This is a genomic window from Holophagales bacterium (genome assembly GCA_016719485.1).
Taxonomy (GTDB): Bacteria; Acidobacteriota; Thermoanaerobaculia; order UBA5066; family UBA5066; genus UBA5066.
The window spans coordinates 509722-520125 of the sequence record JADJZB010000004.1 but is presented as its reverse complement, the minus strand read 5'-3'; the positions used below and the strand labels follow the sequence as shown (position 1 = coordinate 520125).

4 protein-coding genes and 3 pseudogenes are annotated in these 10404 nt (G+C 69.5%); 5 read left to right on the top strand and 2 right to left on the bottom strand.

Features of this window, described 5'->3' with window-relative positions; all coding sequences use genetic code 11:
- Positions 1-28: 28 nt before the first annotated feature.
- On the top strand, positions 29-1207 hold the full coding sequence (locus IPN03_05125) for a DUF3592 domain-containing protein (GenBank protein MBK9373109.1): 1179 nt from the start codon (positions 29-31) through the stop codon (positions 1205-1207).
- Here the strand turns inward: IPN03_05125 and IPN03_05120 are convergent.
- Complete coding sequence (locus tag IPN03_05120) at positions 1131-2480, bottom strand: sodium:alanine symporter family protein (protein ID MBK9373108.1); 1350 nt, start codon at positions 2478-2480, stop codon at positions 1131-1133. The genes IPN03_05125 and IPN03_05120 overlap by 77 nt on opposite strands.
- Before the next feature lie 69 nt (positions 2481-2549).
- The gene (sthA, locus tag IPN03_05115; protein ID MBK9373107.1) at positions 2550-3989 is read right to left on the bottom strand and encodes a Si-specific NAD(P)(+) transhydrogenase; all 1440 of its coding nucleotides are present in this window, start codon (positions 3987-3989) and stop codon (positions 2550-2552) included.
- An 80-nt stretch (positions 3990-4069) separates the two neighbouring features.
- Here sthA and IPN03_05110 point away from each other — a divergent pair, with 80 nt between their 5' ends.
- The 4 genes and pseudogenes from IPN03_05110 to IPN03_05095 all read left to right on the top strand — a co-directional run bounded on the left by IPN03_05110 (position 4070) and on the right by IPN03_05095 (position 10316).
- Positions 4070-5908, top strand: coding sequence for an MFS transporter (locus IPN03_05110; GenBank protein MBK9373106.1), 1839 nt, complete (start codon positions 4070-4072; stop codon positions 5906-5908).
- 75 nt (positions 5909-5983) lie between these two features.
- Positions 5984-8198: pseudogene (locus tag IPN03_05105) on the top strand (copper-translocating P-type ATPase).
- A 1041-nt stretch (positions 8199-9239) separates the two neighbouring features.
- Positions 9240-9608 (top strand): annotated as a pseudogene (locus tag IPN03_05100) (PAS domain-containing protein).
- A gap of 111 nt (positions 9609-9719) precedes the next feature.
- Positions 9720-10316, top strand: a pseudogene (locus IPN03_05095) (hypothetical protein).
- Positions 10317-10404 lie beyond the last annotated feature (88 nt).

The window sequence follows — 10404 nt, the reverse complement described above, 5'->3', positions numbered from 1 at the left end:
GATCCGACGAGCGTTCTCTTTCCGGCCGATGGCGCCGACGATCGGCGCCCGGGCCCTGCGCGTCTACGCCGCCCTCGCCTTCCTGTCGGTCGCGGGCGTCTGCGCCCTCGTCTGCTGGGCCTTCCCGAGGCAGGACCGCCTGGCGAGCGCCCGAGACGGGAGGCTCCGATCCGTCGACGGGGAGATTCGGTCGACCGAGATCCAGACGTGGAAGATGCGGCGCCCCAGGCGCCGGATCGAGTGGGAGGTATCGGTCCGGTACACGTTCGAGGTCGGGGGGCGCGAGTATTCAGGCCAGCACCTCGACTTCAGCCACACGAGCGCGAAATTCTCCGCAGAGGCCGACGCTGCTCGGTTCCAGAGCCGCTATCCCGAACGGAAGCGGGTGACGGTCTGGTACGACAGCGCCGATCCGTGGGACTCCGCCCTGGACCCGGCCTGGGTGCCGGTCACCCCCTACGTGATTCCCGCCGTCGCGGTCGGTACGCTTTCCGTCGTCGTCGCTTTTTCCCTCGCCCGGGACACTCTCCGGTGGGCCCGAGAGAATCCCCTCCCTCCCGAGAAGATCGCCCGGGGCCTGGCGAACCTGCGCAACGCCTCCGCCGCTCTCGCCGGGCTCGCCGTCGTCGTACTCCTCGTCCACTTCCTTCCAGTGCTCTGGCATCACGTGGTCGTGAAGCCCCGCCTCGGTACGGTCGACGCTTTCCTCACCGGAGCTCCTGATGTCCGCGGTGATCCGCCCTACCCCGACGTGCAGTACCTCTTCAAGGTCGAAGGGGAGACGGAGCTACGGCTCGGTTCCTCCTGGCGATTCGGGCGGCTCGGGATGGAGAGCGAAGCGGCGGCGGAAGCCCTTGCGGCCCGCCTCCGGGACGAGAATGTCGCCAGCAGCCACGTGGTGCACTTCGTCCCGGGCGACCCCTCGCGCAACGCCCTCTCAACCGACCACGGGGGCGTCCTGTCTCGCGCCCGTCGTCGCGAGCGCCCTCGTCTTCGGGCTCGGCCTCCCCCTCGCAGCTCTCTCGTCGAAGGCCCGGCGTCGTTGCCCCCCGAGCCGGCCCGACGGGCTTCCCGGCCGGCGCGGCTCGCGATCCCGGAGCTGACGCGACCCGGGGCCGAGCTCCGCCGGCTCACTCCCCAGGCGAGGCCTCGTTCAGCATCCCCGGCGCGAGGTACTTCCTCGTCTCGGACACGAGCACTCCGTTGAGGACGAGGAGCGAGATGAGGTTCGGGCTCGCCATCATGCCGTTGGCGATGTCGGCGAAGGACCAGACGGCCGGGAGAGTCGCGACGGAACCGACCATGACGGCGGCGACCCAGAGGACCCGATACGGAAGGATGACTTTCGATCCGAGGAGGTACTCGGCGGCCTTCTCCCCGTAGTACGACCAGCCGAGAATCGTCGAGAAGACGAACGTGAGAAGACCGATGGTCAGGACGATCGGTCCGACGTGCGGGATGTGGCTGAACGCGGTCTTCGTCAGTGCCGCTCCCCGGAGCCCCTCGTGCCAGTCGCCCGAGTTGACGATGACGAGGCCGGTCATGGCGCAGACGACCACTGTGTCCCAGAACGTGCCCGTGGAGGAGACGAGCGCCTGGCGCACGGGGTTCTTCGTCATGGCCGCGGCGGCGACGATCGGTGCGCTGCCGAGTCCCGACTCGTTCGAGAAGAGCCCGCGCGCAACGCCGAACCGGATCGCCTCCTTCATCCCGGCCCCGAGGAATCCGCCGATGGCGGCCTGGCCGCTGAAAGCGCTGGAGAGGATCAGGCGGAACGAGGCGGGAAGCGTCTCCCAGTGCATGGCCAGGAGAATGGCGCACCCGAGGACGTAGAAGGCCGCCATGAACGGAATGAGGAGCTCGCAGACCCGTGCGATAGACCGGATGCCGCCGAGGATGACGATGGCGGTCAGTGCCGTGAGAAGGACTCCGCTGACCCAGGGGGAGATGCCGAACGTCTCATGCGCGAGGGTGGCGATGGAGTTCGCCTGGACCGTGTTGCCGATGCCGAACGCCGCGACGGCCGTCAGCGCCGCGAAGATCATCCCGAGCCACTTCGCCTTCATTCCCCGCTCGAGGACGTACATTGGTCCGCCGGCCATCGAGCCGTCGGGCATGGTCACCCGGAATCGGACCGACAGGAGAGCCTCCGAGTACTTCGTCGCGATCCCGAAGACGCCCGTGAGCCACATCCAGAGGACCGCGCCGGGGCCGCCTGCGGCGATCGCGGTCGCGACGCCGACGATGTTCCCGGTCCCGATCGTCGCGGCGAGGGCGGTCGTCAGCGCCACGAACTGGCTGACGTCGCCGGCCCCCTCCTTCTCCCGGCTCAGGGAGAGCTTGATGGCGGTCCAGATGTGCCGCTGGGGGAAGCCGAGACGGAACGTCAGGAACAGGTGCGTCCCGAAGAGCAGGACGATGAGGGGCCAGCCCCAGATGAAGTCGCTGACCGTGGCCAGGAGCTGTTCGATGGCCGGCATGCCGTCCTCCTCGAGAAAGGGAAGCGGGAAGGGAGCCTCCCCGAATGCCGTCCGGCAGGATAGACGAGATCAGCCTCCGTCGCTCGCACGCCTCTTCGCGAGCTCGGAGACGGCGGTGAGCGCGGCGTGACGGTACATGTCCGAGAGCGTCGGGTAGTTGTAGAGCGACTCGGCGATCTCGAGGGCGGTCGCCTGCATCTTCATGTAGGCCTGGCCGATGTGGACGAGCTCGCTCGCCGAGTGCCCGACGATGTGGACGCCGATGAGGCGTGCGGTCGTCGCGTCGAAGACGAGCTTCAGGAGCCCGTCGGTGTCGCCGATGATCTGGCCCCGGGGGTTCATGCCGTAGTGGCCCCGGCCGACGACGTAGTCGATCCCTTTTCCCTTGAGCATCTCCTCGGTCTCGCCGACGTAGCTCACCTCGGGGATCGAGTAGATGGCGAAGGGGACGTTCTGCGTGCTCGCCGACGGGCCCGTCAGGCCGAACGCGTGCCGCATCGCCCGGCGCCCCTGCTCCATCGAGGTCGAGGCCAGGGCCGGGTAGCCGATGACGTCGCCGACGGCGTAGATGTGCGGGTGCGCGGTCTGGAGGTCGTCGTTCACCGACAGGAGACCGTACTTGTCGGGGACGAGGCCGATCGTGTCGAGGCCGAGCTCCCTCGTGTTCCCGTCGCGCCCGACGCAGTAGAGGAGAACGTCGGAGGTGAAGCGGCGCCCCTTCTGCGTCTGGGCGGTCACGCGGGGTGGAGTGCCGGGAACCGGGTCGATCTGGAGGTACCGGTCGTCGTGAACGATCTCGACGTGGAGATCGCCCAGCTCCCTCTCGAGTATCGAGACGATCTCGCGGTCGAGATAGGGAAGAAGCCGGTCGCGCGTGTCGACGAGCGTCACGTAGACGCCGAGCGCCGCGAAGATGGAGGCGTACTCGACGCCGATGACTCCCGCTCCGAGGACGGTCATCGTCTTCGGCATCCGGGGGAGCTTCAGGATCGTGTTGCTGTCGAAGACGCTCTCGGCGTCGAACGGGACGTCGGCCGGGCGGTTCGGGCTCGACCCCGTCGCGATGACGAAGACGTCGCCCCGGAGGGTCCCCTTGCGCCGCCCGTCCTTCCCTTCGACGGCGACGGTGTGCGGGTCGAGGAAGCGCCCGTGGCCCCGGAAGACCTCGATCCGGTACCGGCCGAGCGATGCGTTGATCAGCTCCAGCTCGCGCTGGACGACGAGGCGCTCGCGGTACATGAAGTCGGCCACCGTGACGTCGTCCGTCACCTCGGCCTGGAAGCCGTGCAGGCGATGCCGCGTCATCCCGTGGAAGAAGAGGGCGCTCTCGCGGAGCGTCTTGGAGGGAATCGTCCCCCAGTTGACGCGGGTCCCGCCGACCTCGGCGGCCCGCTCGACCAGGGCGACGCGCTTGTGCGCCTTGGCGGCCTGGATGGCGGCGCGTTCGCCGCCGGGGCCGCCGCCCAGGACGACGACGTCGAAATCGGAGCTGGTGGGTGCGGGCGTCACGGCGCGGATCGTAGCAAGGAGGCGCCCGGGGCCCTTCGTGCCTCCGCGCGGGTCGGGAGAGGGAGTATCGTCCGGCGCGCATGTCCGACCTCGCCGTCCCGGCCGCCGACCCGCGTCCCCTGCCGCCCGCCTTCTATCGATGGCTCGTGCTGCTCTCGTGCAGCGTGGCGATGTTCGGCAACTACTACGTCTTCGACGCCCTCTACCCGGTCACGCCGCTCCTCGAGAAGGCCTTCGGCTTCACGGGCGCGCAGGTGGGGCTCCTCGACACGGCCTACAACGTCGCGGCGCTCCTGACGCTCATCGCAGGAGGCGTCCTGATCGACCGGATCGGCGTGGCGGCTTCGGCCGTCCTGTTCGGGGCCATCGGTGCCGCGGGGAGCATCGCGATCGCCGTCCTTCCGGCGCTCCTCCCCGGTAGCCCGTGGGCCGGAATGATGATCGGGCGTTTCCTCCTCGGCATCGGATCGGAGCTCTTCATCGTCGCGGCGACGACCGTCGTCGGGCGCTGGTTCAAGGGAAAGGAGATCTCCTTCGCCCTCGCGATCCAGCTCCTCATCGCGAGGCTCGGTTCGTGGGCGGCCGACAAGTCGCCCGACTTCGCGAAGGAGCTCTTCGGGAGCTGGCAGCCGCCGCTCCTCCTCGCGGCGTGCCTGGGGGTCACCTGGCTCCTCTTCGCGATCGTCTACGCCTCGCTCGAGAGGCGGGCCACGAGGGTCTACTCCGTGACGCGGCCCGGCGCGACCGACAAGCTCGTCTGGTCGGACCTCGTCCGTTTCGACCTCGGATACTGGTGGGTCGTCGGTCTCTGCGTCGCCTTCTACGCGACCATCTTCCCGTTCCGGACCTTTGCGAACCTCTACTTCATCGAGGCCAAGGGGCTCTCGCCGGAGGCCGCGGGGAACCTCAAGTCGATCCTGCCGCTCCTCTCGATGATCGGCATGCCGCTCTTCGGCCTTCTCGCCGACAAGATCGGAAAGCGGGCGCTCCTGATGGCGGCCGGCTCGGCGCTCCTCGTGCCGCCGTTCTTCCTCCTGGCCGGCACCTCGATCTCGCCGACGATCCTTATGGGAATGCTCGGCCTCGCGTTCGCGCTCGTCCCGGCGGTCCTCTGGCCGGCCGTCACCTACCTCGTTCCCGAGGCGAGGCTCGGCTCGGCCTACGCGCTGATGACCTTCTGCCAGCAGGTGGGCTGGGCCGGCATGAGCTGGGGCCTCGGTCTCCTGAAGGACGGCGCTCACGCGAGCGCCGCGAACCCGGCGGGCTGGAATCCGGTGATGTACGCGCTGGGGGCCCTGGCCATGCTCGGATTCGTTTTCTCGTTCCTGCTGTGGCGGAGCGAGCGGGGGCCGAAGGGCCACGGCCTCGAGGCTGTGACGCCGACGACGGCGGGTCCGCCGCCGAAGAGCATCGACCCCGCCTGGACGCGAACGGGATCGCGCCGGCTCCCGACTCCTGTAGAGACAATGCCCCGGGTCAGGGGAGACAATGACGGCATGGCGGACAGGAGGTCGGGTGAGAGGATTCTCCTCGTCGACGACGAAGAGCCCCTGGTGGAGCTCGTCTCGCTCAGCCTCGTCGACCTCGGCTACCGCGTGACTGGTTTCACCGACCCCGAGAAGGCCCTCGCCGAGTTTCGTTCGCGTCCCCGGGACTTCGACGCCGTCGTGTCCGACCTCGCGATGCCCCGGATGTCGGGTCTCGAGCTCGCGAGGAGCCTCCTCGAGGTTCGCCCGGACCTTCCGATCGTCCTCACGTCCGGCTACGTGAGGTCGGTGGACGAAGCGGCCGCGAAGGAAATGGGCATCCTCGGCTTCGCGTTCAAGGGCAGCTCCACGCTCGAGATCGCCCAGACCCTCGACCGGATACTCCGACGGGAAGGGGGGCCTGAAGCCCTCTTCTACGCCGAGCCGACGTAGCTCGCGGGACCACGGCGGGGCAACGCGGTGAAAGGCGCCCTCCACGTCCCGGCATCGGTCGATCCCCTCACGGCGTTGCCCCGCTCCACCGTGGTCCTGCCCGTGACGGGAATGACGTGTGCGAGCTGCGCCGGGCTGATCGAGTGGAAGGTGTCGAAGCTCCCCGGCGTCCACTTCGCCAGCGTCAGTGTCGCCACCGAAACGCTGCACGTGGACTTCGATCCCGACAGGATCGATACCGGCCGGGTCGTGGCCTGCGTCAGGAAGGCGGGTTTCGGTGTCGCGGGGCCGGAAGGGATGGCGGATCCTGACGGCCGGACGGGCACAGCCGCCATCGATGAGTCCGGTGCCCCGTCGCGGCGCCTCGTCCTCGGGCTTCTGCTGACGGCACCTCTCGTCGTCTACGGCATGGGGCGCGATTTCGGGCTCCCCGCGTTCCCGCACGACCAGCTCGCGATGCTCGTCGCGGCGACGATCGTCCAGATCGTCGTCGGCGGGCCGTTCTACGCGCGGTCGTGGCGGAGCCTGAGGTCGGGTACCTCGAACATGGACGTCCTCGTCGCGCTCGGCTCCACCGTCGCCTGGGGCTCGAGCGTCGGTGTCGTCCTGGGCGTCTTCCCGGGCACCGGTGTCTATTTCGAGACCGGGGCGGCGATCGTCACGCTCGTCACGCTCGGCAAGTTCCTCGAGGCGCGTGCGCGGGGGAGGGCCTCGGCGGCGCTCCACGCGCTTCTCGACCTGAGCCCCGTCCTGGCGACGGTCGTCCGCGACGGCGTGGAAGTCGAGGTGCCTGTCGAGAAGGTCCGCACCGGAGAGGTCTTCGTCGTCCGGCCCGGGGAGAGAGTGCCGCTCGACGGCCGCATCCTCGAGGGGCGCTCCGCCTTCGACGAGTCCATGGTCAACGGCGAGTCGATGCCCGTCACCCGGGGGCCGGGCGACGAGGTGATCGGCGCGACCGTCAACCGGGATGGCTTCGTCCGCGTCGAGGTCTCGCGGGTCGGCGCCGACGCGACGCTCGCGCGAATCGTCCGGCTCGTCGCAGACGCGCAGGCGCGGAAGGCGCCGATCCAGAAGGTCGCCGACGACGTCGGCCGGGTTTTCGTCCCGCTCGTCCTGGCGGCCGCGTGCGCCACGCTGTTCCTCTGGCTCGCCGTCGCGCGCATCGACCTTTCGAGCGCGCTGATGAACGCCGTCGCCGTCCTCATCATCGCCTGCCCCTGCGCGATCGGGCTGGCGACGCCGATGGCCGTGCTCGTCGGGACGGCGAGGGGCGCCTCGCGCGGGATCCTCTTCCGGACGGGCGAGGCGCTCGAGCGAGTCGGAATGGCGACGGTCGTCGTCTTCGACAAGACCGGGACGCTGACCCGGGGCGAGCCCGCGCTGACGGACGTCCTCGCCTGCCGGGCCGGCGAGGAGGCGGAGGTGCTGCGGCTGGCGGCGAGCGCCGAGCAGGGGTCGGAACACCCCGTCGGCCGGGCGCTGGCGCGGGCCGGGGCCGGCCGGGGCCTCGCGCTCGCGTGGCCGCGAGAGGTCCGCGCGGTGAGCGGCTCGGGGATCTGCGCGCACGTGGAGGGCCGGGTGGTCCTCGTCGGGACGGCCTGGCTGATGCGCAGCGAGGGAGTCGCCCTCGAGGTCGTCGAGGCCGAAGTCGACCGCCTCCAGGCCGAGGGGAAGACCGCGATGATCGTCGCCGCCACGCCGGCGGGCGGCGACGGTCCGGCGGAGCCGATGGGGATCGTCGCGGTCGCGGATGCCGTCAAGCCGGAAGCCCGAGAGGCCGTCGAGGAGCTCTTCCTCCTCGGCCTCGACGTCGTGATGCTGACGGGCGACAACCTCCGGACCGCCGAGGCGATCGCTCGCGAGGTCGGCATAACCCGCGTCCGCGCCGAGGTCCGGCCGGAGGAGAAGGCCGAAGCGATCCGGAACCTGCGGAACGCCAGCCCGGCCGCCGGGCGTGCCGCCGCCCGTCGTCGTGATGGTGGGTGACGGCATCAACGACGCGCCCGCGCTGGCGCAGGCCGACGTCGGCATCGCGCTCGGCACCGGAACGGACGTCGCGATGGAGGCCGCGGGCGTCACGCTGATGAGCGGCGACCTGCGAGGGGTGGGGCGCGCGATCGTCCTGTCCCGCGCGTCCCTCCAGACCGTTCACCAGAACCTCGTCTGGGCGCTCTTCTACAACGTCGCCCTGATACCCGTCGCGGCCTACGGTCTCCTCAGCCCGATGGTGGCGGCGGGAGCGATGGCGTTCAGCTCGATCTTCGTCATCACGAACAGCCTCCGTCTGCGTCGCGCGCCCACGGAGGCGTTCGTCGCGCCGAAACCGGCCTGGAGGCAGGGCCTGGAGCTGCTGCCGCGGGTCCTTGCGCCGGCGGCGGCGCTCGCCGTGCTCATCGTCGTCCCGATGCTGGCGATGGCCTCTGGAGCGGAGATTCGCGGTGCGCTACCCGGAACGATGACCCCGGCCCTCATGATGGTGATGGCGATCGCCAACGGGGTGATCGCCGTCTCCTACGCGTCGATTCCCGTGTTCCTGGTGGTCTTCAAGGTCAGGCGAAAGGACCTCCCCTTCTCGTGGATCCTCGTCCTCTTCGGCGCGTTCATCCTGGCGTGCGGGGCGACCCACTTCGTCCACGTCATCGGCCTCTGGTGGCCCGTGGGCTGGTGGCAGGCCACCGTGGACGCCCTCTGCGCCGTGGCGTCCCTGGCGACGGCCGTCATCCTCTGGCCGATCCTGCCGAGGATCCTCGCGCTGCCGAGCCCCGAGCAGCTCCGCGTCGTCAACCGTGCGCTCGGGGAAGAGAAGGCGATTCTCGAACGGACCCAGGGCGAGCTGCGCCGGGCCTACGCGGAAGTCGAACGGCGCGTCGAGGAACGGACGGCCGAGCTCGCGCGTTCCAACGAGACGCTTCTCGGGGAGATACGGGACCGGGAGCGGGCCGAGGAGGAGCTCCGCCGGAGCCGCAACATGCTGGCCTCCGTGGTCGACGCGATTCCGCAGTCGGTCTTCTGGAAGGACCTCGACAGCGTCTACCTCGGCGGCAACCGGCAGATGGCCCTCAGGGCCGGTCTGGACGATCCCGCGGGCATCGTGGGCCGGACCGACTTCGACCTGCCGTGGAGTCGCGAGGAGGCCGAGGCGTACCGCGCCGACGACCGGGAGGTCATGGACCGGAAGCGGCCGAAGCTCCACATCGTGGAGACGCAGCGCCGGCCCGACGGAACGACGACCTGGCTCGACACCTCCAAGGTGCCCCTGACCAACGATGCCGGAGAGGTCTACGGCGTCCTCGGGGTGTTCGAGGACATCACGGACCGCCGGAACGCCGAGATGAGGCTCCTCGAGTACCGCAAGGCCATAGAGAGCTCGACGGACATGATCTGCGTGCTGGACGCCGCGTACCGCTACGTCCTGGCGAACGAGGCGTTCCTGTCGTTCGTGGGGATCCCGCTGGAGAGAGTCGTAGGCCACACCGTCGAGCAGGTGCTGGGCGACGACGTCTTCCTTCGGCTGAAGCCGCACCTCGACCAGTGCCTGGCGGGCGAGGAGCGCGCTTTCGAGCTGCAGGCGACCTACCCGCAGAAGGGGCTACGGGACCACGCGGTCCGTTACACCCCGATCGTCGAGGGCGACAGGGTGACCGGGGTCGCGAGCGTCATGCGGGACGTCTCGGAAGAGAGACGGCTCGAAGGCCAGCTGCTCCAGGCGCAGAAGATGGAAGCCGTCGGGCAGCTCGCGGGCGGCGTGGCGCACGACTTCAACAACATCCTCTCCGTGATCCTCGGCTACTGTCACCTCCTCAGGGCGGGCATGAAGGGTGACGAGAAGCAGCTGGAGAGGCTCGGGCAGGTCACCTCGGCCGCGGAGAGGGCCGCCCAGCTCACGCGGGCCCTCCTGGCATTCAGCCGCAAGCAGGTGACGTCCCCGAAGGCGGCGAACCTCAACGACATCGTGCAGCGGGTCCAGAAGCTCCTCGTCCGGGTCATCGGAGAGGACGTGCGCCTGAGGTCGGTGTCGAACGACGCCGACCTTCCGGTGTTCGTCGACAGCGGCCAGATCGAGCAGGTCCTGATCAACCTCGTCACGAATGCCCGCGACGCGATGCCCCGGGGAGGCCTCGTGACGGTCGAGACGGGCCACCAGGTCCTCGACGAGTCCTTCGTGGCCGCCCACGGGTGGGGCGCCGCGGGTCGCTACGCCGTCCTGACCGTCTCGGACACCGGGTGCGGGATGGACCAGGAGACGCAGAAGCGGGTGTTCGAACCCTTTTTCACGACGAAGCCGACGGGCAAGGGCACCGGGCTCGGCATGTCCATCGTCTACGGAATCGTGAAGCAGCACAGGGGCTTCATCAGCGTCTACAGCGAACCCGGGACGGGAAGCGTGATCAGGATCTACCTTCCCCTGGTCGAGCACGGTGAGCCGGCGCGGGAACCTTCGCCCGTCCCTGCCGCCGTGAGGGGGGGAACCGAGACGATCCTCGTTGCCGAGGACG

Excerpts from the sequence above, each read along its gene's own strand:
- IPN03_05125 (MBK9373109.1), top strand. The coding sequence starts at position 29 with ATGGCGCCGACGATCGGCGCCCGGGCCCTGCGCGTCTACGCCGCCCTC.
- IPN03_05120 (MBK9373108.1), bottom strand. The coding sequence starts at position 2,480 with ATGCCGGCCATCGAACAGCTCCTGGCCACGGTCAGCGACTTCATCTGG.
- IPN03_05110 (MBK9373106.1), top strand. The coding sequence starts at position 4,070 with ATGTCCGACCTCGCCGTCCCGGCCGCCGACCCGCGTCCCCTGCCGCCC.